The sequence below is a fragment of the Paramesorhizobium salinisoli genome (assembly GCF_003335045.1).
In the GTDB taxonomy this organism is placed as follows: Bacteria; Pseudomonadota; Alphaproteobacteria; order Rhizobiales; family Rhizobiaceae; genus Paramesorhizobium; species Paramesorhizobium salinisoli.
Window position 1 is genome coordinate 17,825 of record NZ_QOZG01000015.1, and the last position, 24,049, is coordinate 41,873.

The following is a 24,049-nucleotide window of genomic DNA, read 5'->3' on the forward strand; positions in this document are numbered from 1 at the left end:
CGTCCTTTCTTCACAACAACACTCCTTTGCCGATTGGCTGGCGCGACTTGAGCCACAAGCCTACCGCAACCAGCAGCGACACACCGTACAGGCTTGCGACGAGCGGAAACGCCGCTTTCAGGCCAAGGCATTGGGTCGCTATAACACCTGCGATGATTCCTGCAACAGAGGCGCCTTGCTGGCAGGTCTGGGCAAGCCCCAATGCCGACCCTTGCTGATCGTTCCTCGTCGCTGCTGAAATGAGCGCCAGGAGCACCGGGGTTGTTCCTCCCAAGAGAGCCCCCCAGACAAAATAGAGCGTCATGAACAGCCCGATGCTGCTGGTAAGACCCGCCAATCCGGTTGCGATCAAACATGCTGCCGAAATCAAGGCGCTCCATCCCAATACATGGGATAATGCGCGTCCCTCAAAGAAGCGAGCCCATATAGGAGCCCCGACGACAAATCCAAGGGCGAGCAGGCCGTAACTCAACCCGGCCATCGCATGGTGCGCCCCGAACACTTCCGTCATGTAGAGTGAGAAGGGTACCTGCAGGACCATCCTGCTTGCGAGCAGCATCCCCATGAGTGCAAGTAGACCCGAAACAGGTGTGTCCGTTTGCGGTCCTTGAGATATTGTTCTTTCCTTTGGCGGCTGCAGCGTTTCCAACCGGGAAGAGGGTGCTGGCAGGCTGAACCATGCAATGACCGCACAGAACCCGCAGATAACGCCCGCGGTGAGATTGACGGCGGTGAAAGGCAAAGCATCCAGAATAAGGCCGCCCAGGAAGGCGCCGCCGAGCGAGCCGACATTGGTTGCCACCTGCAGCCATGCAAAGAGGCCGGCACGGTCCCGGCCTCCGGTGATCTGCACGCCGTAGGCCTGCGCCGGGGCGATATAGCCGGCGCAGGCGCCCTGCAGGAAACGCAATGCCAGAATTGTCCAGACGTCCTGGGCAAAGGCGACAAGCAATTGCGTGACCGCCAGCCCTATCAGCGCCCGAACCATCATCAGCCGATTGCCGTGGCGATCGCCCATACGTCCCCAGAACGCGCTTGTCAGCGAGATGCCAAGCATCGGACAGACATAGACCCCAATTCCGGCAAGGCTAAAGATGCCTTCGGACGTGCTGAGTGCCTTGATCTGAATCGGCCAAAAGGGACCGCTCATCTCCATCGCCCCCATGGAAGCGAATTGCAGGCCGAACAGGAGCAGGAAGATGGGTCCAAAGCCGCGAAGCGCGGTAACTGCGCTGGTCATTGCGCGCGCACCAGCGGATTGGGCAATTGATGTTCGACCCGGTAATCACGATAGCACTCCAGATGCATCCGGAGCACCGAACGCGTTGGCCAGGGATCTTCGAGAAAGGCCTTACGCTCCTCGGCCCAAAATGCATCGGAAAACATGCGTGGTCGCAACGCATCGAATGCCTGCTCGGTTTCTTCGCGAAGAATATTCCACAGCCTGAAGTCAGTCAGCGCATATTGCTCGCTCAGACACAGGGCGATCTCGTGCAGGTGACAGACGAGGCAGGCGTCGATCACGAAGGAACGTACCAGGCTGATATCATCATCGAAGGTCGTGGGTAAAATCCCTTCGCGGCTGAACGGCTTGAGATCGTACCCCCGTTCCTTGAACAATGGTGCGAAACTGCGGCCGTCACCGAAATCGCGGATAAGCAGCTTGCGCGGCTGCCCCTCATGGTCGAACAGAATGGTGCTGTTTTGCTGATGGGCCTCGAAGGCAATCCCATAGAGCAGATACATGGCGAGCGCAGGTCGGATCACGGTGCGCGCATAAGCTCTAAAGAACGCCGCAACATCTGCTTCGGTTTCGCTGCCTTTTCTGGCGATGAGTTCGCAAAGAAGCGGGCGGTCGTCGACGGGGCTCGCCGTTAAAAGGGCCGCGACGGTGATGGGCAGAAGTCCGTCCGCGCGTGCCAAGGCATCAGCATTGCGATAGACGACCGAAAGAAACCGGCCGGGATGCTCATCGCCGGTATCGGGATGGTGGAGAATCGCACCCAATTCCTCGACGAAGATCTCCAGCCCGTCATTGAGATCGTCTTCTTTCGACAAAATGTCTGAAATCAGCGTGCTGAGGCGTGGCCCCATATGGATAGACTTCCCCTGCAACGTGCGCTGCTCGCTCGTCAGCCAGATGGCGACCGGCAGCTTGATGAAGGGCTTGGGTTCCTGTGTTTCCGGCAGCATCGTTCGAAAGGACATGGATGGCAGTGTCTCGATTTCCGGCCCAGCCGGATCGAAGATACCGGCGTCGATCTCGGGCGCGAATTCCCGACGCACGAAATTCTCCAGATGCCATGCGTGAACGGGGAGGGGAAGCCAATTCTCGGGTGATTTACCACGCTCCTTCAGACCCTCGCTCCAGCCTCGCCATAAATCGGGGAAGTGCTTCGAAAACCACGCCGAATAGCTACCGACATGCGGCATCATCTCGACATAAGCCCAGTCGCTGCGCAGCGCTGCGATACGTAGGTGTACCCGGGCGCCGAACTCTGGCGACAGCGCAACCACGTCCTGCGGCGACAGGCCGGGTTTGGCTTTCCATGTCGGATAAAAGGGATGTCCTTCGAGTGCGCCCCACTGGTCGAGGGTCATGGCAGCCAGGTGCGACGGCATATTTCCTTCCAGATAGTCAAGGAAGCCAGGGGCATGCGCCGTGACTATTTTCCGGCGCAGTTCAGCACTCCAGTTTTGCCTGTGGCGACGCGCGAGCATGTCATTATGCATGCTGTTTTCTATGTCGCGCAGCAGATGCTCCAGACCATCAGGTGCCAGAGAAATCGTGAGACAAGGTGCGACCTCTTTCATCAACGCGGCTGGATCGTCAATCGCTTGCCGCATGCCCATGCCATCCAGCACCTCGATCTGCCCACGATTTTGCAATGTTCCGGCAGGTCCGGGGCTAAGGCAGGTAAAACGCAGCACGCGGCGGGATGGCCAAAGAGGGAACCACGCCTGACGCCCGTCACTCGCCCACAATATCGCGTCAGGGTCCAGCAGACGCTCGGCGAAAAGGCAGCGCACGAGCCTGTGGATTGCGTTGTACCTGGCACCGACCAGAAGCTTTGCATCCTCCTCCTGGTCGTGATCTATCGGGGAAATCAATCTCTCATCCATTACGCGGCCTCCGGCCAGTCTGATGGAATATAATCGGGAACGCTGTCCGCCAGTTCGCCGTGATAATCGCGGGCCCATTGATATGTTCTGGCGATGGCTGGAACCGCCACGCCGAGCCGTTCCGCCATCGTGACGAGCAGCGCCTGTCCGAAGGCGATATCCTCATGGAAGGCGCGGCTTTCGCGATCGATGACGAAACCGTGTCCGTTCCGATTGGGAATGAGCGGCGCACGAATGCCAGCATAGGCGCGATTGGTGCGTAAAAGCGTGTGCATGGTTCGACTGTCTTCGATCTGGTGGCCATAGGCCTCGATCAATTCCTGACGGAGGGGTTTTACAGAACGCAGATCGACACCGAGACGCGCTTCGCTCGCCCGCCGGATTGCCTGGTTTTCCGCATCACAGGTTTCCAGCAGCTCCGCCCCGGCCTTTGGGCAGTCACTCCACCAGCACAGGGGACCGTCAAAAGGCCTGTTTTCCCAAGGGGCGCCGGGGCCTACGAGCGCGTAGAGCACAGCCGGATGCATCAGGGCGTTGCCCGGCGTCAGGGTGATTTCGAGATAGTCCTGCAGCAGGGTGACGGGGGCATCGTAGAGGGCGTTCAACATCGTCAAAAGCGCCGTGCCACTCGCAGTGCTCTCGCGATCATGAAGAGCGACATAGAGCTCCGCCTTCACGCCTCCCATCCGAACGCTCCGGCCGGCGATCAGATCGAAGGCGATATGAGGCACATCCTTCATACCCCAGACCACCACATTGTCGTGGCTCGACAGAGCCTTTGCGGCAAGCCAGTCGAAGCCACAAAAGCCGGGAATGGCCCCGATAAAAACGCGCCGGTCGCGCATCACATGCGGCGCTATCCGCTGCAGCAGTGCAGGCCTCGCCTGGGCGGGCTGCGTTATAATCACCATCTCAGCGTTCTCGAGCGCCTCGCCCGGGTTGGTCCCGACATGGTCGGGCCTGGCGCTCAGGACGCGGCCGTCCCGGGTTTCGGCCTGCCACAGACCGTCGCCTTCCGCCCATAGTCCCGCGATTGCGGTGGAATTGGTCAGGACGGAAACCTCGACGTCCGGGTTCTGCTTGAAGAGGACCGCGTTGAGATGGCCGGTACGGCCCGCGCCACAGATTGTCACCTTCATGCGGCCCGCGCCTTTTCCATCAGCCAGCCATCGAGCTGCGCGGCAATTGCCGGATCGAACAGATTGCGTTTTTCCATCCACTCGTCGTCGAATATCGTGCTTAGATATTTCTCGCCGCCATCCGCGACCGTCGTCACGACCGTGCCGCTGAGCTTACCTGACGCGATGAACTCCAGTGCCTTGTAGATGGCGCCGCCCGTCGAGCCGCCCACGAGAAGGCCTCTTCGCCGGGCGATATAGCGCGCCGTCTCGAAGGCCTGCGTGTCGGTTACCTGCACGCCTTCGTCGATGCAGCTATAGTCCAGCACGTTGCCGACTTCGTCTCCCGCAGGCGTACCGGTTCCCGATTGGTAGTAAGGGTGCCCGGGCTTGCCGAAAACGATCGAACCGGCGGGCTCCACGGCGATGGTGCGGATCGCCGGATTGTGACGCTTGAGGCGCTGGGATATGCCGGTCATGGATCCACCGGTGCCAACACAGCCGACAAATGCGTCGATGCTGTCCGGGATCTGGGACAGCAGCTCGTCGACATAGCCGGCATAACCTTCAGGATTTGCCGGATTGTCCGACTGGTTCATGAACAATGCTCCCGGGAGCTGGGCGCCAAGCTGTGCCGCCAGTCGCTGCCTTTCCACCACAGCCACTTCGTCTTCGCGAAAATCGCCTTCGACGTATCGGATTTCAGCGCCGAGCGCGCGCATCATCCGGATCTTGTCCGGCGCCGCATGATGATCCACGACTGCAATGAAGCGTAGGCCGAATTCCAGCGCTGCGAGCGCAAGGCCGGTGCCGGTATTGCCGGACGAGGATTCGACAATCGTTCCGCCAGGCGCAAGACGTCCATCCTGAAGCGCGGCGACGACCATGCTATGCGCCATGCGATCTTTCATGGAGCCCCCCGGATTATTCTTCTCGATCTTCAGGACCAAAGTGCTGTCGCGATGGGGAACGGCGATCGACATGACCGGCGTCTGGCCAATCAACTGAGTTATGGACATGTGCATCATCTATACCTCTTCAATGGTGTCGGAAGACAGTGTGAGTTGTCCTTCTGCGCCCCGCATCACGCGTAAGCGGGCCGGCATGGGGTGGCGATGAAATTCATTTTCGAGGAGGTCCATCTGGTAACCGCCGGTATTGGCATAAACCAACAGATCGCCAGCTTGCGGTGCGACGGGAAAGGTCAACCATCTGTTGCTGAGGACGTCCTCGCCCAAACAGCTGTGACCAGCCAGATAGGCGCGGACCGGAGGTGATGTGGAGGGCGATCGCGCGGCTGGGATGAGAATGGGATCAATCAGAAACTCGGAGGCAAACCAGGTTTCGCAAGCGCTGAAGCTGCTGCCTTCGACGAAGATGACATGCGTGTCTTGGCCCAAAGCCTTTACCCGCGTGATCCGGAAGGCGGTGATGGCCGCCTGGTCCGCCAGGGCGCGCCCCGGCTCCATCGCGAGGACCAGGCCCTCCCGCGCGACATAATCTGCAACAGTGCACCCTTTGCCTATTTCTGCCCGCAAGAGCTGGCGCAGCCATTCAGCCGCTGAAAGCGCACTGCCATAGGGATAAAAGGAGCCGGGTACTTTTCCGGTGCGGTAATCGTCGGGCATCTGCGTTGCCAGATGCGCCTGGAATTGTTGCTGATCGACATATCGTATGGGCAATCCGCCGCCAATATCGATCATGCCGGGGGAAAAGCCCATCCTGCGGGCCTGGGCAACAAGATCTGCAGCCTCCCTCAAGGCTGCGGCACGATCCTCCCAACGATAGCCGTTAAGATGGAAATGCAGTCCGTCAAAGTGCAGTCTGCCTTCTTGAGCAATGCGGGTAAGGCAGTGAATGACTGCTTCCGCCGGCATGCCGAAGCGGCTATTGCCCTGGTTCGTCGGCCGCAGACGCAGCAGGACAGGCTGGGCGCTCGTTTCTGATAAGGGGCCATTGATGAGATCCTCCAGTTCCTCCGGAGAATCCACGGATATCAGCGCATTGCAGGCGATAAGCTCTTTGTGGAACGCGGGGGTCTTCGCCGGTCCGGTTGCCACGAGTTTAAGACCATCGGCGCCGAGCCGTCTGGCGTCTCGAAGTTCGTACAAGCTGGAGACGTCGATACCAGCGCCTGCGCGGAGCGCAGCCCAAAGAAGGCCGGGCGATTTGTTGACCTTCGCCCCATAATAAAGCGCATGCTCAATGCCATGATCAGCCAGTACGTCCCTTAACGCAGCCAGATTTTCCTGTAAGGCTTCGGGCCAGATCAGATTAAGCGGAGAACCGTAACGCGCGACCCAGTCAAAAAGCAGTGAACTTTCCTGAGCAAGAACCTCCGCGATTTGCGACCGCAGAATTGGTGGCAGGTCAGCGCCAAGCTTGTGGCAATGGAGTGTCATGACCACGCTCCTATGGCATGTGCCGGCGCAGTTTCATCCGGCTTGAGCCGATACAAAAGCTGCAAAGGCACGTCGCAACTCGGCAAAGCCTGATCGAAAATGTGCCGCGTCGTCTTACAGGGGAACTTTCGGCCACTGCGCGCCATAGCGAAGATGCTAGCAGGCGTGATCGTTTCACCCGGGCGCCAGCTCTCCACGCGTACGTTGCTGTAGTCGAGCAGGATCACCGGTATCGCGCCTAGCCCGAGACGATGGGCAACCCTTAGCCGATGATGACCATCCATTACGAACATGGCATCCTTCTCAGCTGTTATCGGCGCGGTCCATGAGCCCGCATGCAGGATCTGCCCCTGCAGCTCATTAACTCTTTCGAGATCCACCTCTTCGGTGGATATAAAGCAGTCCGGGGAAACAAAACAATAATCCATGCGGCTACCTCTCATGAGTGATGTCACGGCATAATACTTGATTCTTTTAATCATGTTTATGACAGTGGCTAGACAGTTTTGACCTTATGGTCAAGCTGACCGAGGACTCTCGGCGACGTTTCCGGGGCAGCGAAGTAGAACGGTTTCTAGCTCACGGGCGAAAAGCCACGACCTCGAGGGCTGCGATGCAACGCACACTGCCGCCGTACCAAGTTGGTCCTCTGCCACGTCGTCCGCTTTGCATGATGAGGACCTCACATTTTCTCTCCGCTATCACCGGACGTGCGCCCTTACCTCATCTCAAAGTTGCGATTTGCCACTTTGGCTGATGGAATGCGACGGGATTGGTCCACTTATGTTCCTATTTTGTTCTGAGTCGGCATAAGAGTTGAGGAGAAGAGGAATAATTCCTAATCGTATTTCCGGAGGGCTGCGGCGCGTTGCGCTAGATGATCGGATGAATGGTTGGAACCAGCTTTTCTTTACAGATGTGCACTGTGGCCAAGGTCGCGGGGAGCTTGAAGCGGCGAGGTCCCGCACTTCCGGGGTTCAGGTAAACAACGCCGTCGAGGGTCTCGATGCTGGCGCGATGGGAATGCCCCGATATCACGATGCTAACACTCTTCTCGATCAGCCCAGATCGCAGGTCGTTACGATCGTGGATGAGGAAAATTTCATGACCGAACAACGTCAGGCGGAGGGTGTCGGGGTATATCGCTGCCCGTGCTTCGCCATCGATATTCCCGCGGATCGCCGAAACTGGCGCGGTCGCCTCCAGCCTTTCGATGATCTTGGGATCTCCAATGTCACCCGCGTGGACGATGTGATCGACACCATCCAGGAGTTTGACGGTCTCATCGCGAAAGAGGCCGTGGATGTCAGAGATAACGCCAAGGGTATGCATCGCATTCCACCAATATCAGCTTCTGAGAGGCGGTGCGATATCAAAATAGGCTGAGCTATCAGAAGCTGCCCGCGTGGTCAGCCTGGCAGGGGGCCTGAATCAATGAGAATTCGGAGCGATGGCCGCGCCGCCTATCACTTAGCTGGATGTGCCAGAGAGGCGGTCGTTCAGCAAAGCGCCAACCGGGCACTTCGATCATAGCGGGACAGCTGTTTCGTTCTTTGCAGTACGAATCACCATCATGGTGAAGAACCGCGCTACATTCGTCTGATCACGGAACAACCTGTCACAAAGTGCATCGAATTCCTCCATATCGCGGAGCTGTAGCATCAAGACGACATCGACTCCCCCTGTAACGGCATAAGCCTGTGCCACCGCGTCTTCTCCAATAGCAAGATTGAGAAACTGGCGCATATGCTGCTCGCCGTGAAGTTTCAGCTCGACTGTTACCAGGGCTTTCAACACGCGCCCGGTCTTGGCGGGATTCAGAATCGCGACAATCCGCTGGATGACACCGTTGCGTCGCAATCGCCGGATGCGACGCAGACAACTCGAAGGGGACAGTCCGACTTCGTCGGCCATCGCAACATTCGTTCGCGACGCGTCGTGTTGCAGAAGGTTCAGCAGTTTCCTGTCGATGCGGTCCATATGCCTCTCCCAATTTGCGAGATGAATGTGCAACAAAATTGCATGAAAGTGCAATGTTTGACCGAAAATGCAAATCGTGTCGCGCTAGAGAATGACGGCAAACTCAGGAGAACCTCACGATGTCCGCAGTCAGATTCCTCGTCCAAACGGTTCGGGAAACATTGCAAATCTATTGGGAACTTGTTCGCATCATCGTTCCGGTCACGGTCATGACCGAGTTGGCGTTTCGGACCGGATTGATCGAAGCCGTCTCTCCGGCCCTGACGCCAGTCATGGGGATTTTCGGTTTACCGCCGGAACTGGGCTTGGCCTGGCTCACAGGAATGCTTTTGGGCATATGGGGGGCGATCCCCATGATATTCACGCTTGTGCCAGTGGCATCGATGAGCGTCGCCGATATAACCGTTTTCTCAGCACTTCTGCTTTTCGCGCATGGTCTGCCGATCGAGCAGAAGATTATTGAAAGGGCCGGTCCGGGATTTACCGTCACAACGCTGATCCGCATTGCTGGCGGCGTACTCTATGCCATGATGCTCCATCACCTGTTTACAGCCACCGGATGGCTATCGGAGACGCTGGATCCGGCCTGGATACCGGTGGCCGCCTCCGCTGATTGGGTGGGTTTCCTCGGCGGGCTGATTGAAGCTCTTGTCTTCATGCTCGTCATTCTCATGGCCCTCGTCCTGGGGCTGGCAATTCTGAAAGTGTCCGGTCTCATGGCTTTGTTGATGAAGATTCTCACGCCTTTGCTGCGTCTCGCAGGAATAAAGGGCGAGGCAGGACAATTCAGCGCCGTCGGGTTGTTTTTGGGCATTTCCTATGGAGGCGGATTGCTGATCCGCGAAGCGCGATCAGGCGACATACCACCCCGCCAGATATTTGTTTCATGCATCTTTATGGGATTTGCACATAGCATTATCGAGGACACCTTGATTGTATTGGCGTTGGGCGCTGATCTTATCAGTGTGCTTGTTGGACGGCTCATTTTCGCGGTCGCCGCGACCGCTCTGATTGCGTGTCTCATTCGCTCCATTCCGGATGAGCAATTTTTTGGATGGGTGTTTCGGCGAGCGAACTGCCCGGCGGCGGCCGGCGGGTAGATGCGAATGAGGTGTTGTTGCGCTTTTGGCCCGCTGTGCCGCTGAAATTGGCGCCGCCTTAACGAATGGCGGCTTTCGTTCAGTGGGAGCTGCGGCGGAAGGCATGACCCAGTGTCGTCGCGATACAGCTCAAACATTAGCGATCCCGCGGGGTCCGATAAGGGGCCGGATCCGAAAGACGCGAAAGGAAGATATCGGTTGTCGGGAGACGGGCGACTTGTTCGTCCTGGGGAAACGAGCAACAATTCCAGGACAAATATCTATGAGAAGGATCAGGATCATTGAACATATCTCTCTGGACGGCGTGATCCAGGCGCCCGGTGGACGGGACGAAGATGGCGATTACGAATATGGTGGTTGGATTGTGCCCCATTCCGATCTGGCTGTGAGAGAAGCAATTGATGCAGCTCACGGCAAGATCTTCGATCTGCTGCTTGGTCGCCGCACCTATGATATCTGGAGCGGCTATTGGCCGAAGATCAAGAACAATCCGTTGGCGGACAGTTTAAACGCCGCGACGAAATATGTCGCGACCCACAGGCCGGACAGCCTCGGATGGGGTCCGGTCGAAGATCTTGGCGCGGACATTGTGGAGGGCATTCGCGGCGTCAAGTCCAAGGACGGCCCTGACCTGATCGTCTGGGGAAGCTCAACGCTGACGTCCGTTCTGCTCGAACAGGGACTGGCCGACGAGGTCCTGCTCCTCGTCTATCCGGTCTTGCTGGGCCGGGGCAAACGCTTCTTTTCGGACAATATCGACCCGCGCGAACTCGCCCTTGTCAGCACGAAGGCCGCGTCGTCGGGCGTGCTCATGAACCTGTATAGACCCGCTGGATCGCTGAGGACCGGATCCTTTGCAAAGCCGCCTGCCTGAACGGCCGCCTGAGTCTCCGAAGGCATCATGGGAAACCGGATTGCACGTCAAGTTGAGGCGGCGATACCAATTCAACCAGGGAGCGGAATGTCTCGCAGATTTCTCAAGGTTGCGCCAATCACGGCGCGTGCCCCCGCCGTTCTGTGGATGGGCAACGTGTACTCGAATGGCCGGTTGAATTTTTTTGTCGCGCGTGTCGGGAGGTGTGTCAGTCGTTCGTCCTAAGGGAAGTCGCCCGGCCAACGTAATGAAAAACGGAAACTGGGATGCAGCCAATTGCCCCGAAGCTCCTTTGCAAGAGCGCCAGCCCAGGACCCCCAAGAACAGGAGATTAGATATGACCAGACTCGTGACCTGCCTGTGGTTCGACCACGGCGAAGCAAGCAAGGCGGCGGCGTTCTATGCCGCCACCTTTCCGGACAGCCATGTGGACCGGGTGAATGCCGCCGCATCCGACTATCCCGGCGGCAAGGAAGGTAATGAACTGACCGTCGAGTTCACCGTGCTCGGTCAGGCTTTCCTGGGTCTGAACGGCGGCCCCAATTTCCAGGCGAACGAAACGGTCAGCTTCATGGTGCTGACCGAAGATCAGGAAGAGACGGACCGCTATTGGAACGCCATTGTCGGCAACGGCGGCCGCGAAAACGCCTGCGGCTGGTGCAAGGACCGGTGGGGCTTCTCCTGGCAGATCACGCCGAGGTTGCTGATGGAGCTGACGACTAGCCCCGACCGCGTTAAGGCGAAGCGTGCCATGGAGGCGATGATGACGATGAGGAAGATCGATATTGCGGCGCTTGAAGCCGCGGTAGCAAGCTAGCCCGATCAACAGCGCCTTTATGAGATCAATGAAAGGAATGATCATGCCAAATACTGTAAAACTTCACCGAGTCTTCGCCACGAAACCCGAAAAGGTCTACCGGGCATTTCTTGAACCTGACGCGGTCGCGAGTTGGCTCCCGCCCTTCGGTTTTACCTGCACGGTGCATGAGCTTGAGGCGAAGGAAGGTGGCAAGCACAAAATGTCCTTCCGAAACTTCACGACCGGGCAAAGCCATTCCTTTGGCGGCACCTATCTGAAACTCGTGCCCGGTGAGACGCTTGTCTACAGCGATATATTCGATGATCCGAACCTTCCCGGCGAAATGAAGGTAACCGTCACGCTAAGGACCGTTTCCGTTGGAACGGAGATGATTGTGGTTCAGGAGAACATACCCGATCTGATTCCGGTCGAGGCATGTTATCTCGGTTGGCAGGAGTCGCTGCGCAAGCTTGCCAAGCTGGTTGAGCCAGAAATCACGCAATGAGCCGTGGGTGCAACTCATCGAACTGCGACACCAAGAAAACTAAATGTGACTTACCAGCAGATTCACCAAGCAGATCATGAAGCTCGGCCTGGAACTCGGCGGCAATGCGCCATTCATTGTCTTTGACGATGCCGATCTCAGTGCTGCCGTCGAAGTCGCGATGATCTCAAAATATCGCAACAATGGTCAGACCTTCGTCTGTGCCAACCGGCTCTATGTGCAGCTGACGTCTATGATGCTTTTGCGGAAAAGCTGGCCGTCAAAGTTTCCGCGATGAAGGTTGGCGACGGTTTTGAGCCGGACGTCGTTGCGGGGACCGCTGATCACCGAAAAAGCGGTTGAAAAGGTGGAAGAGCACATTGCCGGAGGCCCTTGATAAGGGCGGCGCGATCATTGTTGGCGGAAAGAGGGCTGACAGAGGCGGGCTGTTTTTTCAGCCGACAATTGGCCGAGGCGCTGGAATATGGCATGGTCGGCATCAATACGGGAATGATCTCCACTGAGGTAGTGCCGTTCGGCGGCATCAAGCAATCCGGTCAGGGCCGCGAGGGCTCGAAATACGGAATCGAGGACTATGTTGAGGTAAAATACCTCTGTCTCGATATTGGGACCGGCGTCTAGCCAGCGCGAAGAAACCCTTCCTATCCCACACGACCGGATGAGCGTGGCCGATGGCTCCGGCCCCTCAAGGCGCGAGATGAGTGGCCGACCCAGCCGAAAGGCGGCAAAAAACTATGCGAAGGCATTGATCGTTTCTCACCGGCATCGGCGCGGGCGATTCTGCAATCCTTCGGGAACACCGCTCGATCCGGTACGACAGCGTAGGCATCAGCCCGCCCTGTAGTTTGCGGGCACCCAGTCATACTCGGTGCTGTCCGTCCGCACGTGCCCGATTCCAGGAAAAGCAATGTGAGCTCCAGCTACCCAATAGCGCTGTTCAACCGCCTCTGCGAATGCGGCTTTCCGGTTGTTTGCCGCCTGGACCGGATCCTCGTCGAAATCGATGGTGACTTTCGGCTCGTCGAACTGGAGCACGTCGCCATGCGTGATGTCGCCCCAGGCAACGAATGTCTCGCCGCCGCTTTCCACGACGATCGAGCTGTGGCCGGGCGTGTGTCCGGGGCGCCAGATGCTGCGGAAACCGGGGATCGGGTCTTCATTATCGCCAAATGTCTTGAGGCGGCCGGCTTTCTCGTAGGATTTTACGGATGCGGCGGCTTCGTCGAACATGCTTCTTTTGGCTTCCGGCGCGGCGGCGCGTCGGGCCGCATCCAGCCAATAATCCACTTCACGCCTGTTGACGTGCACGGTCGCGTTGGGGAAAACGCGCGCTCCATCGAGCATCAGGCCGCCCGAATGATCTGTGTGGATATGCGTCAGGATGACAGCATCGACCTGTTCCGGTCTATAGCCGGCTGCGGCCAATGCCTGCGGCACCTTTCCAAGGGAAGGGCCGAGCAAAGACCCCGTCCCCGCGTCGATCAGCACGAGCCTGTCGCCGGTATTCACGAGATAGGCGTTCACTGAAACCTGGGCCGGCAACTTCAGAAATACCTCTCCCAACGCCTCTTCCACATGCTCGGGCGTGGTTCCACGATAGAGTTTATCGAGCGGAAGGGGGATGGTGCCGTCCGACAGGGCGGTGATCTCATAATCGCCGAGAGGCATGCGGTAGAAGCCTGGCGCCCGGTTCTTGGCGAAGGGGGCGGCCGCCTCTGCGGCGCTATTGTTCAGCAGGGCCGGTCCACTCAGTGCAAGGGCTGCGGCCGGAATCGTTTTTAGGAAATTGCGTCGGTCCATTGGTTTATCTCTACTGTTGGATTGGGCGCGGCTTGCGCTGCCCGCCTCAGCTACGTATCTGTCAGTCAATGTTCAAATCGATATCAATCATGAGCTCCATCGATCATTTCGATTTAAGATCCTTCGATCTCAATCTGCTCGTTGCGTTCGACGCGCTCATACAGGAGCGGAACGTCACGCGGGCCGCGACCCGCCTCAAGATTCGCCAGCCGGCGATGAGCCATAGCCTCGCCACCTTGCGTGTGCTCCTGCAGGACGAATTGTTCGTACGCGTTGGGCAAACCATGCAACCGACGGCACGCGCGCACCTGCTTGCGCCGAGAGTGCGCCTGGCGCTGCAGCACATGCAGGACGTGCTGCACTGGGAGGAGAGCTTTGATCCGGCTGTTCAGCAGCGCACCTTCCGGCTAGGCTTCTCCAGCGAGCTCGAGCTGTTGGTGATGCCAGAACTTGCGGTCGTGCTCCGCCGGGTTGCGCCGGGTCTCAAGTTGCTGGGCCGGCCGATCGCTGACGGCGAAGTGCATGATCTACTCGACAACGGCGCCATAGATGTTGCCGTGGGGTGCTTCGACTATTCGGCGTCCCGGCATCGCGGACGAAAGCTGTTCGATCAATCGCTTGCATGCTGCTTCAATCGCGACCTTCTGGATCTCGAGGTACCGATCGGCACCGATGCATATCTTCTGACCGAACATGCCCTTATCAGCCTGAACAACACCTTGCAGGGCTGTCTCGATAATGCGCTTGGCAGGGCGCAAGCGCAGCTGAATGTGGTCTTGGCCGGTTCGGAGTTTCTCACCCTGTTTGCCGCCGCCTCGGCGGCGCCGTTGATCACGACGGTGCCGAACCGTCTTGCGTCGCGCTACGGGCCGATGTTCGGGCTTACGACGAGCCCCGTACCGCTCGACCTCGATATTCCGCCGGTGTCGATGATCTGGTCGGCGCAGAGCGATCGCGACCCCGCCGTCACATGGCTGCGTGAATGGATCGAGCGGATCATAGAACGTCAAGAACCAACGCCGCTGCTCAAACTGGAGCAAGTCGACGCCCGATCCGGTTGAATGGGCGGGGATGCGGAAAAGAAGAATTTGCCGATGCAGCCAAGGTCGCCGACGCGTTAGCCCATTCAAACGGACGTCCGTCCGAATTCCATCAGACGTTCATCGCGGTGAAGTGGTTGAGGTTTCGGTAGTAAACGCGGAAAGCTTTGGCCGCAGGGGTCAATTCCGCGCCCTTGCGCCAGGCAAGTCCGATATTCATGGCCGGAATTGTATCCTTGACGTTTATCGTCTCGATGCGCCGACCTTCCAGCGACCACGGACGGTGCACCATATCGGAAAGGATTGCTACACCGAGACCATTGGCCACCATCGAGCGGACGGCCTCGATCGAGGAGGTGCGCAGAATCACCCTTGGCTGGTATGGCGAATTGCTCCAATATTTCAGGGAGGAATACGCCGCCTCATCGACAGTCAGCATGATGTAGGGCTCCTCGGCGATCTCGCGCAAACCGACATCCTCACGCTGCAACAGCTGATGCTGCGCCGGCACCCAGAGGCGACGGGTGGAACCCAGCAGGGTCTCTGTCGCCAGCTGCGGGTTGACGATGTTCGACGTCAGCAGGACAGAGATGTCATAGCGATTGGCCAACAGACCTTCTTCGATCGACTCGCGGTTCTGCTCGAAGAGCAGGATTTCCAGGTTGGGGAAGAGCCGGCGCAGCCTTTCAATGTGCACCGGCAGAAAATAGCCGATCACCGTATATGTGGCCGCAACCATCAGCGTGCCCTCCACCTCGCTTGAGACGAAGTCGAGCCGCATGGCCTCGTCGACCTTATTGAGAATGTCGTAGGCATGCGAGAGAAACTGCCGGCCGGCTTCGGTCAGGTCCATGCCGTGCGGGGTACGAAGGAAGAGGCCGACGCCAAGTATCTGCTCCAGTTCCTTAATCGCAGTGGTGATGGCTGATTGCGAGATGGACAAGTTGACGGCCGCTTGCGAGATCTGGCCGAGTTCAGCTGTGGCGACAAAATAGCGAAGCTGGCGGAGACTGAAAGCCATGCGAGCCCTTCCCATAACCAAAGCCTTTCCCCTCTGATTTTCAGAAGCCCTGCCATATTCCTGGGCGCGGTCCTGCGTAAATCGCGGGCGATGATGCCAAGAGCTTGAAATCACACCCCGAAGACGAGGGTGAGCCTGCCCCTCGCTCTTTTGATTTTCAGATAATGCATAGCAGAAAATAGAATTTCTCAAAGGGTACGTTTTCTCCTAGCGTTTCGGGGCAAGAAATCGGATGCCGACGGTATCGTCGGGAAGATTGTGAAGAGGGACATGCTTTGCTCGAAATAGTCGATATTAATTGCGATATGGGCGAGGCTTTCGGCCGCTGGCGCGTGGGCGATACTGAGGATGCGGCGCTGATGGGGCTGATCAGTTCCGCCAATGTCGCCACCGGCTTTCATGCGGGCGATCCCAACCTGATGAACGAGACCGTCCAGCTGGCCGCCGAACATGGTGTCGAGGTCGGTGCCCATCCGGGCTATAACGATCTGCAGGGCTTTGGACGCCGCAAGATCAACGGCACGGCCAAGGAACTGATCAACGACGTCGTCTACCAGGTCGGTGCGCTGCGCGAATTCGCCCGCCGCCACGGCGTCCGGTTGCAACATGTGAAGCCGCATGGCGCGCTCTACATGGAGATGGCCGCCAATCCGGAGCTGTCGCAGATTTTCGTCACCTATATGCGCACCGTCGCGGCCGATACCTTCATCTTCTGCATGGGCAAGTCGGCGACCCACCTTGCCGCGCATGAAGCCGGCCATCCGGTGGTCCGGGAATTCTATGCCGACCGGGATTATGACGACTCCGGCTCCATCGTCTTCACCCGCGATACGGGCAGGCTTGATCCGGTGGCGATCGCCCGCAAGGTCGTGCGCGCCTGCAAGGAAGGGCGCGTGAAGACCGTGGCGGGCGGCGATATCGACATCGAATTCGAATCGATCTGCTTCCATTCCGATACGCTTGGCGCGCTGGACATCGCCCGCAACATGCGCGAGGCGCTGACTGCCGAGGGGATCCGCATTGCCCCGGTTTCCAAGATATTGACGTCCTGACACGTAAACGACACCGAGGTTCTGGAGATCATTCATGCGTACGATCGAGATCAAGTCGCCCCTGCCAGGCACCTTCTACCGGGCCTCTTCTCCCGATACGCCGCCCTTCAAGGCCGATGGCGATACCGTGGCCGAGGGCAATATTATCGGCCTCATCGAGGTGATGAAAACGTTCCAGGAAATCCCGGCCGGCGTTTCCGGCGGCGCCATCCGCTTCCTTGTCGACAATGAAGAGCCGGTTATGGCCGGCCAGGTTATTGCCGAGGTCACGGCATGACGATTCGTAGTCTGCTTGTCGCGAACCGGGGCGAGATCGCCGTCCGCATCATCCGCGCCGCCAAGGCGCTCGGGATCCGGACCGTGCAGGTCCACAGTGCCGCCGATGCCGACATGCTGGCGGTCCACCTTGCTGATGAAGCCGTGAACATTGGCCCGCCGGCGGCCAAGAAGAGCTATCTGAACATCGAGGCGATGATCGCCGCCGCCAAGGCAACCGGCGTCGATGCCGTTCATCCGGGCTATGGCTTCCTTTCGGAAAACGGCGACTTCGCCGACGAGGTGGTCCATGCCGGCCTCGTCTTCGTCGGCCCGTCGGGCGACGCGATCCGACTTCTGGGCGACAAGGTCGCCGCCCGTGCCGTCGCGGAAAGAGCCGGCGTTCCGATCGTGCCCGGCAGCGCCGGCCGCATCGATGATGTGGCGCAGGCCTGCCGCATTGCAGAGAGCATCGGCTTTCCGGTGATGATCAAGGCCGCTGCCGGCGGTGGCGGGCGCGGCATTCGCATTGTCCAATCCGTGGCGGAACTCGAGCGGCAGTTTCCCCAGGCTTCGGCCGAGGCCGCCGCCGCCTTCGGCGATGGCGGCCTCTATCTGGAAAAGGTCATCACCAGAGCCCGCCATGTTGAGGTGCAGATCCTCGGTGACGGCGAAAACTTCGTTCATTGCTATGAGCGCGAATGCTCGTTGCAGCGCCGCCGCCAGAAGGTATGGGAAGAAGCGCCTGCCGTCGGCCTCCCGGCCGATATTCGCGCCCGTCTTTGCGAAAGCGCTGTCGCTCTGGCGCGCGAGGTGAAGTATCGCGGTGTCGGGACGGTCGAGTATCTCTATGACGAGGATGCCGGCACCTTCTATTTCATTGAGGTCAACACCCGCATCCAGGTGGAGCACCCCGTCACCGAGATGATTACCGGCATCGATCTGGTGCAGGAAATGATCCGGATCGCCGGTGGCGAAAAGCTTTCGTTTCGGCAGGAGGATATCCACGTCAGCGGCCATGCTGTCGAATGCCGCATCAATGCGGAGGATCCGGCCCGCGGCTTTGCCCCCGTGCCCGGCAAGGTTACGGCGCTCTTCGTTCCCAAGGCTGAAGGCGTGCGTTTCGACACGATGCTCTACGAGGGTTACACGATCCCGCCTTTCTACGACTCGCTGCTCGGCAAGTTGATCGTCCATGCCGAGGACCGCGCCAGTGCCATCGCGCTGCTCTCGAAGGCGCTCGGGCGTTGGAGATCAGCGGCGTCCGCACGACCATTCCCTTGCATATCGCGCTTGCCAGAGACGAGGCCGTCCGGCGCGGGGACTTTCATACCCGCTTCCTCGAGCCGTGGCTCCTGGATGGTGGCGAGGTCAAGATCGCCGCCCTTGGCGGTGTCGAAACGGAGGGACAAGCCTGATGAGTGCCCGGTATTCGTTTGGTGGTGACGAACACCTCTTTGTGGAATGCAGCGACGAGATGTCGCTCGAAGCCTTCTTCAAGAGCCTGTCAATGGCGAAGGGTGTCGGGGAAAGCAACATCCGGGGCGTGACCGAAATCTGCCCGGCCAATGCTTCCTTCCAGATCAAGTTCGATCCTGATGTCATCAAGCCGGACGATGTTCTGGCCGAGGTCCGGGCAATCGAGGGTGCTGCCGAAAAGGCCGAGCCGGTGATCAAGACCCGCATCGTTGAAATCCCCGTCTATTACAACGACCCGTGGACGCACGAGACGCTGATGCGCTTCCGTGAGCGCCATCAGGACCCGAGCGGCACGGATCTCGATTATGCTGCGCGGATCAATGATTACGGCTCGGTCGACGATTTCATCGCCGCCCATTCCGGCTCGCCGTGGTTCGTGTCGATGGTTGGCTTCGTCGCCGGCCTGCCTTTCATGCACCAGATGGTCGAGCGTCAGCGGCAGATCGAGGTGCCGAAATATCTGCGGCCCCGCACCGATACGCCGAAGCTTACTGTCGGCCACGGCGGCTGCTTCGGATGCATCTATTCGGTGCGCGGGGCCGGCGGCTACCAGATGTTCGGCATCACGCCGATGCCGATCTTCGATCCGACCCAGACCACCAGCTACCTGCGCGATTTCATGGTGTTCTTCCGCCCCGGCGACATCGTCAAGTTCAAGCCGATCGATCGCGATGCCTACGATCAGGCGGTCGAGGATGTCGACAAGGGCCGCTTTACCCCGCCGAGCCGCGAGGTGAGCTTCGATCTTCGTGAGTTCCGCAGGGATATCGACGGCTATAACGCCAGGCTGGAGGGGATGATCAATGGCCATTAAAGTCCTGCATCACGGTCTGGCGACGAGCGTTCAGGATCTCGGCCGTCCGGGATATTTCCATCTCGGCATCCCGCTCGGCGGCGCCATGGATCGACTGGCAATGCGCGCAGCCAACCTGCTGGTCGGCAACAGTGAAAACGCTGCCGGTCTCGAAGCCGTATTCATGGGACCGAAGCTGCTGTTCACCGAGGATGCGATCGTCGCCGTCACCGGCGCCGACATGCCAGCCAAGGTCGATGGCGTCGTTCATCCGGGCTGGACCTCGTTTTCGGTGAAGGCGGGGCAGGAACTGACATTCGACTTTCTCAAATCCGGGGCACGCCTTTATATCGCCGTCTCGGGCGGCATCGATGTGCCGCTGGCGCTTGGCAGCCGCTCGACCTATGCAATCGGCGCCCTCGGCGGCCACAAGGGCCGTCCGCTCGCCGCTGGTGACGAATTGCCGGTCGGTGCCGCCGGCGCGGTGCGCCCCGGGCGCAGCATCGCTCCCGAATTCCGCCGCGGTCCGGGTAGTCCGGCCGAACTTCGGGTGCTGTCGGGCCTTTATTGGGATCGGTTGACCGACGAGGCGAAGGTCAATTTTTTTGCCGATGAGTGGAAGGTCGCGCCCGAAGCGGACCGCATGGGCTATCGCTTCCGCGGCGGACGCAAGATGAGCTTTGTCGATCGAAAGCAACCCTTCGGCGCCGGCTCCGATCCGTCCAATATTGTCGACAGCTGCTATCCCTACGGGTCCATCCAGATTCCCGGCGGCACGGAGCCGATCATTCTGCACCGCGATGCGGTATCAGGGGGCGGCTATTTCATGGTCGGTACGGTGATCTCGGCCGACATGGACCTGATCGGTCAGTTGCAGCCGCACATGTCCGCCCGCTTCGTCAAGGTGACGATGGACGAGGCACTGGCGGCGCGCGCGCAGCGCCGGGCGCTGATCGAGCGGATGCGGGCCTCTGGGCTGAGTGGGATGGGACGCAACAGGAGGTAATGATGCTGAACACCGTGCCTTTCGCCTCCTCTGGTTCCGGCTTACTCCTGAACGCGGGTCAGATAAGCGGCGGTCTCGCCGGGACCGGGGATGATCGCGACGATCTTCATCTGGGCGATCGTCCGGTTCACGGCGGCATCGAGATGACTTTCCAGCATGGCGGCCGCCGCCGCCGGCGCGCCGCGCATCAAAAGCTCGACGACAAGGCGAAGCTCGGTGATCAGCATCGGGTCGCCCGGCAGGCCGAGCCGGCGCAGCAGCCGCTCTGTGGCGGTGACGGGCAGGAGATTGTTGCGGATCAGATCCTGAAGCTTTTCGTTCGGGGTAGCAAGAATGCAGGTTGCGATGAAGCGGGCCTGGATATCCTCGAGATCGTCGAGATAGTCCCGTACATCGCGGCGCTCCAAAGTCACGAGCCGGTCCAACAGGCCGGAAAGGGCGTCGCGGTCGATATCGTTTGCACCGCTCACCAGCGCCTGCGGCTCCAGCATGCGGCGCAGAACGAAATGGTCCTTCACCGTCTGGGCGGTCAGCGGGCCGGCGATCCAGTGCGAGCTCTGGTTCTTGCGCACGAGCCCCCGCTCACGCAGTCTTGTCAGAATGTCGCGCACGATGGTGCGGCTGACCCTGAAATGGTTGGCGAGCTCGATTTCGATGATGCGGTATTGGCCGAAGACGACGCACCCGGCGACATCGCTTTCGACCGTATTGTAGATTCGCTCCCAGGAAGACCGGCTCTGCAGGGCCTCGTCGGCATGCTCGGGAATGATGAGGCCGAGGCTCTTGATATCCGTGCGGTCCGGCTCGATGCCGGTACCCGGCGGGCCGACCAGATAGCCGCGTCCTTTGAAGCGATGCACCAGTCCGTCGCTCTCGAGCGCCTGCAGGGCGCGCTGCACCGGCGCGCGCGAAATCTGCAGGATTTCGGCGATAGGCCCTTCGAGCAGAACCAGCCCCTTCGGCAAGAGGCCGCCGGAAATGTTCCGGCGCAGCACGTCCTCGGCGATCTCATAGCGCCGTCGCGTGTTCTGTCCAGTCAGGCTCTCGGTCATGGGGCGATCTTTCCTCGGGAAGGAGGTGACGTATGCTTCTCTTTTAGTCAATTCGCAGCCCGGCTCCTAGATCAAACAAAATGCATATTGCACACAACATGCGCATAAATTTTGAAACTTGTCGAGAAATGAGGTGCATTCTTTCCTAGGGTGGCTTGTCGCCGGGGCTGCCGATCCAGCTAGGTCGTTAAGGCGTGTGAGCGTGCGACTCGCAACCCAAAGGCCAGGAGAAACGGGTAAAATGCACGCTTTCAGTGTATATATTGTGCCGGCCTCGAGTCGCAGTCAACTCTTCCTTCGGCACCCCGCAGGGGTAGGGGCGTGACCGTGATCGACCTTTCCTGCGCCGCTAAAGTCGACAGCACATTTTTCTAAAAAGTCTATTGAATGCAAAAATCATTTATGCAATGATTTAGGGATAGCGCCAGACAGAAGCGCGGGAACAGACAACAAGCTCTATTGAAAACGTTTCGGACGACATTTCTGGCGGGCTGAAGCTCCAGCACGAACGGCGTCGGCTGTCCTTCTGCGGGTGGCGCTGCTGCTGCGGGGGAGCCGTCGAACCACAGGAAATGCCGGGTCGACCGGAAGATGGCAGGAATATCAGTGACGGCTGTGCTGCACCTCAGGGACGTTGTAAAACACTATGGCGACACGCGCGCCCTGGACAGGATCAACCTGTCGCTTCCCAGCGATGCCTATATTTCACTGCTAGGTCCGAGCGGATCCGGCAAGACGACCCTTCTGCGGGTGATCGCCGGCTTCGAGCGGCTGGAAGCAGGGGAAATCAGCTTCCAGGGCAGCCGCATCGACACCTTGCCGCCGCATGCGCGCGGGATAGGCTTTGTCTTCCAGAATTTCGCCCTCTTCCCGCATCTGTCGGTCGAGGACAATATCGCTTTCGGCCTGAAGAATTCCGCCATCAACCCCGTCACCGATCCCGGTGTCGTCAAACGTCGGGTGCGGGACATTATCGCGCTCGTCGGTTTGACGGGGCTGGAGGACCGTGGCGTTTCACAGATATCCGGCGGTCAAAAGCAGCGCGTGGCGCTGGCCCGCACACTTGTTACCGAGCCGAAAATGGTGCTGCTCGATGAGCCGCTCGGCGCGCTCGATGCCAATCTGCGCATGCGCATGCGCTCGGAACTCCGCTCCATCCGCGAGCGCTGTGGTGTGACCTTTCTGCATGTGACCGGCAGCGAGACGGAAGCGCTGGCTATGGGCGATACCGTGCTGGTGCTCGACCGCAACCGCATCGCCCAGCATGGCGATGCCGACACGATCTACAACCGGCCCTGCTCGCCGGCCGTCGCCCGCTTCCTCAATTGCTACAATCTGCTGCCCGGCCGCATCTCCGGCGAAGCGTTCGAGACAGCCGCCGGCAGCCTTCCGCTCGGCGGCCTGCGTCAGTCCTCGGAAAACCCGGTTTATGCGATCCGCTATGACCGCGTCTCGATCCGCCCGCAGGACGCCGCGCCCGGCGTCGATGAGGCCGGCGTCGAGGCCACCTTCATTGCCAGCGAATATACGGGCGCGGCGATCAATTCCTTCTTCACGCTTGCCGACGGTAGCGTCTTCGAAGTGGAGCAGCATCTGAGCCATGCCGCCCCGTCCAGCTATGAGCCGCAGACGGCGTACCGTCTCGCTTGGAACCGGGAGGATGCGCTTGTCTATTCCTGATCGTCCCTTGTCCCTGAACACGCGCCGTTCTGCCGCCGAAAAGCCGATCCTCGCCCGGAGATCCGCACCATGACCATGCCCCATCTCGCTGAAGACACCGCGCCCGTGGCGGTCGCCCTGCCCAGGGCCAGGGCCGGCAATCTGTGGCTCGTTGCCCCCGGCGTTCTCTGGATGGTGCTGTTCCTCGTCCTTCCGATCGCCATGATGGTATATGTCTCCTTTTGGACCCAGACCACCTTCAAGATCGAGCCGACGCTGACGCTGCAGAGCTGGATCACCTTCTTCTCGAGCGACACCTATCTTGGCGCGCTGTGGACGACGATCCGCATCTGGCTGATCGTGCTCGCCACCACGCTCCTCGTCGGTTATCCGGCTGCGCTCTTCGTCGGCCTCTTCGTCAAGAACAAGACGCTGCAGACCGTGCTTCTCGTGCTCTGTGTCATCCCCTTCTGGACCTCGTTTCTCATCCGTGTTCTCGCCTGGCGCCCGATGCTCGGCAAGGAAGGCGCGATCAACCTGATCCTGATGAAGCTCGGCATCGTCAGCCAGCCGATCGAAGTGCTGCTCTTCTCGGAGCTCTCGGTCATCATCGGCATGACGCAGATCTATTGCGTCTTCATGGTCGGCCCGATCGCCTTCATGCTGGGCCGCATCGATCCGTCGATCATCGAGGCTGCGCAGGATCTCGGTGCCGGCTTCTGGCGCATCTTCCGCACCATCATCCTGCCGCTCTCGATGCCCGGCGTGGTGGTCGGCGCCATCTTCGTCTCGGTGATGGTGCTCGGCGAATTCGCCACCTCGGCCGCTTTGTCGGGCCGTAAGGTCAATCTTCTCGGCAATATCATCGTCACCCAGGTCGGGTCGTTGAAATGGGCTTTCGCGGCGGTGGCCGGCGTGATCCTGACCATTTTGATGGGTGCCGTCGTCGCCGTGCTGCTGCGTGTCGTCGACCTTCGCAAGGAGCTTTGAA

At 59.4% G+C, this 24,049-nt stretch carries 22 protein-coding genes and 2 pseudogenes; 13 read left to right on the forward strand and 11 right to left on the reverse strand.

What is annotated here, in order from left to right; genetic code table 11:
• Positions 1–10: 10 nt before the first annotated feature.
• The 8 genes from DUT91_RS21975 to DUT91_RS22010 all read right to left on the reverse strand — a co-directional run bounded on the left by DUT91_RS21975 (position 11) and on the right by DUT91_RS22010 (position 8,623).
• Positions 11–1,240: an MFS transporter gene (locus DUT91_RS21975; RefSeq protein ID WP_114442615.1), complete on the reverse strand. Its 1,230-nt coding sequence runs from the start codon at positions 1,238–1,240 to the stop codon at positions 11–13.
• Positions 1,237–3,123, reverse strand: coding sequence for an IucA/IucC family protein (locus DUT91_RS21980; protein WP_114442616.1), 1,887 nt, complete (start codon positions 3,121–3,123; stop codon positions 1,237–1,239). Before DUT91_RS21980 ends, DUT91_RS21975 begins: the two co-directional genes overlap by 4 nt.
• Entirely contained in the window at positions 3,123–4,262 is a 1,140-nt protein-coding gene (locus tag DUT91_RS21985; protein WP_114442617.1) for an NAD/NADP octopine/nopaline dehydrogenase family protein, read from the reverse strand. The genes DUT91_RS21980 and DUT91_RS21985 overlap by 1 nt, the downstream gene beginning before the upstream one ends.
• Positions 4,259–5,269 carry a PLP-dependent cysteine synthase family protein gene (locus tag DUT91_RS21990; protein WP_114442618.1) on the reverse strand — a complete coding sequence of 337 codons (1,011 nt, stop codon included), beginning with the start codon at positions 5,267–5,269 and terminating at the stop codon, positions 4,259–4,261. The genes DUT91_RS21985 and DUT91_RS21990 overlap by 4 nt, the downstream gene beginning before the upstream one ends.
• Positions 5,270–6,643 (reverse strand): Y4yA family PLP-dependent enzyme, encoded by a 1,374-nt coding sequence (locus DUT91_RS21995; protein WP_114442619.1) that lies wholly within the window; start codon positions 6,641–6,643, stop codon positions 5,270–5,272.
• Complete coding sequence (locus DUT91_RS22000; RefSeq protein WP_114442620.1) at positions 6,640–7,071, reverse strand: ParB N-terminal domain-containing protein; 432 nt, start codon at positions 7,069–7,071, stop codon at positions 6,640–6,642. The genes DUT91_RS21995 and DUT91_RS22000 overlap by 4 nt, the downstream gene beginning before the upstream one ends.
• A 445-nt stretch (positions 7,072–7,516) precedes the next feature.
• Positions 7,517–7,975, reverse strand: coding sequence for a metallophosphoesterase family protein (locus tag DUT91_RS22005; RefSeq protein WP_114442621.1), 459 nt, complete (start codon positions 7,973–7,975; stop codon positions 7,517–7,519).
• 195 nt (positions 7,976–8,170) lie between these two features.
• Positions 8,171–8,623, reverse strand: a complete 453-nt coding sequence (locus DUT91_RS22010; protein ID WP_114442622.1) for an Lrp/AsnC family transcriptional regulator — start codon at positions 8,621–8,623, stop codon at positions 8,171–8,173.
• 119 nt (positions 8,624–8,742) lie between these two features.
• On the opposite strand from DUT91_RS22010, the gene DUT91_RS22015 reads away from it, so the two are divergent.
• From DUT91_RS22015 to DUT91_RS22035, 5 genes and pseudogenes are all read left to right on the forward strand, one after another.
• Positions 8,743–9,723, forward strand: coding sequence for a nucleoside recognition protein (locus DUT91_RS22015; protein WP_114442623.1), 981 nt, complete (start codon positions 8,743–8,745; stop codon positions 9,721–9,723).
• Positions 9,724–9,985: 262 nt separating this feature from the next.
• Complete coding sequence (locus DUT91_RS22020) at positions 9,986–10,597, forward strand: dihydrofolate reductase family protein (RefSeq protein ID WP_114442624.1); 612 nt, start codon at positions 9,986–9,988, stop codon at positions 10,595–10,597.
• A 337-nt stretch (positions 10,598–10,934) separates the two neighbouring features.
• Entirely contained in the window at positions 10,935–11,414 is a 480-nt protein-coding gene (locus DUT91_RS22025) for a VOC family protein (protein ID WP_114442625.1), read from the forward strand.
• Positions 11,415–11,457: 43 nt separating this feature from the next.
• Positions 11,458–11,901 carry an SRPBCC family protein gene (locus tag DUT91_RS22030; RefSeq protein WP_114442646.1) on the forward strand — a complete coding sequence of 148 codons (444 nt, stop codon included), beginning with the start codon at positions 11,458–11,460 and terminating at the stop codon, positions 11,899–11,901.
• 70 nt (positions 11,902–11,971) lie between these two features.
• Positions 11,972–12,522: pseudogene (locus DUT91_RS22035) on the forward strand (aldehyde dehydrogenase family protein); the annotation flags it as partial.
• A 207-nt stretch (positions 12,523–12,729) separates the two neighbouring features.
• On the opposite strand, the gene DUT91_RS22040 reads toward DUT91_RS22035, so the two are convergent.
• Positions 12,730–13,701 carry an MBL fold metallo-hydrolase gene (locus DUT91_RS22040; RefSeq protein WP_114442626.1) on the reverse strand — a complete coding sequence of 324 codons (972 nt, stop codon included), beginning with the start codon at positions 13,699–13,701 and terminating at the stop codon, positions 12,730–12,732.
• Between the two features lie 89 nt (positions 13,702–13,790).
• On the opposite strand from DUT91_RS22040, the gene DUT91_RS22045 reads away from it, so the two are divergent.
• Complete coding sequence (locus DUT91_RS22045) at positions 13,791–14,762, forward strand: LysR family transcriptional regulator (protein ID WP_114442647.1); 972 nt, start codon at positions 13,791–13,793, stop codon at positions 14,760–14,762.
• A 91-nt stretch (positions 14,763–14,853) separates the two neighbouring features.
• On the opposite strand, the gene DUT91_RS22050 is transcribed toward DUT91_RS22045, so the two are convergent.
• Entirely contained in the window at positions 14,854–15,762 is a 909-nt protein-coding gene (locus tag DUT91_RS22050) for a LysR family transcriptional regulator (RefSeq protein WP_114442627.1), read from the reverse strand.
• A gap of 275 nt (positions 15,763–16,037) precedes the next feature.
• Between DUT91_RS22050 and DUT91_RS22055 the strand changes: the two genes are divergently transcribed.
• The 5 genes and pseudogenes from DUT91_RS22055 (at position 16,038) to DUT91_RS22075 (ending at position 20,347) form a co-directional block, all read left to right on the forward strand.
• Positions 16,038–16,814, forward strand: a complete 777-nt coding sequence (locus DUT91_RS22055) for a 5-oxoprolinase subunit PxpA (RefSeq protein WP_114442628.1) — start codon at positions 16,038–16,040, stop codon at positions 16,812–16,814.
• Between the two features lie 34 nt (positions 16,815–16,848).
• Positions 16,849–17,091, forward strand: coding sequence for an acetyl-CoA carboxylase (locus DUT91_RS22060; protein WP_114442629.1), 243 nt, complete (start codon positions 16,849–16,851; stop codon positions 17,089–17,091).
• A pseudogene (locus DUT91_RS22065) lies at positions 17,088–18,487 on the forward strand (acetyl-CoA carboxylase biotin carboxylase subunit). Before DUT91_RS22060 ends, DUT91_RS22065 begins: the two are co-directional and overlap by 4 nt.
• A complete protein-coding gene (locus tag DUT91_RS22070; RefSeq protein ID WP_114442630.1) occupies positions 18,487–19,362 on the forward strand; it encodes a 5-oxoprolinase subunit B family protein in 876 nt (291 codons plus the stop codon). The pseudogene DUT91_RS22065 and the gene DUT91_RS22070 overlap by 1 nt, the downstream one beginning before the upstream one ends.
• Entirely contained in the window at positions 19,352–20,347 is a 996-nt protein-coding gene (locus DUT91_RS22075) for a 5-oxoprolinase subunit C family protein (protein WP_114442631.1), read from the forward strand. Before DUT91_RS22070 ends, DUT91_RS22075 begins: the two co-directional genes overlap by 11 nt.
• A gap of 41 nt (positions 20,348–20,388) precedes the next feature.
• Here the strand turns inward: DUT91_RS22075 and DUT91_RS22080 are convergent, their stop codons facing one another.
• Positions 20,389–21,399 (reverse strand): GntR family transcriptional regulator, encoded by a 1,011-nt coding sequence (locus DUT91_RS22080; RefSeq protein WP_114442632.1) that lies wholly within the window; start codon positions 21,397–21,399, stop codon positions 20,389–20,391.
• 606 nt (positions 21,400–22,005) lie between these two features.
• Between DUT91_RS22080 and DUT91_RS22085 the strand changes: the two genes are divergently transcribed.
• Together DUT91_RS22085 and DUT91_RS22090 are read left to right on the forward strand one after the other, a co-directional pair.
• Positions 22,006–23,079, forward strand: a complete 1,074-nt coding sequence (locus DUT91_RS22085; RefSeq protein WP_114442648.1) for an ABC transporter ATP-binding protein — start codon at positions 22,006–22,008, stop codon at positions 23,077–23,079.
• A gap of 75 nt (positions 23,080–23,154) precedes the next feature.
• The gene (locus tag DUT91_RS22090; RefSeq protein ID WP_425373835.1) at positions 23,155–24,048 is read left to right on the forward strand and encodes an ABC transporter permease; all 894 of its coding nucleotides are present in this window, start codon (positions 23,155–23,157) and stop codon (positions 24,046–24,048) included.
• The last annotated feature ends 1 nt before the right edge of the window (position 24,049 follow it).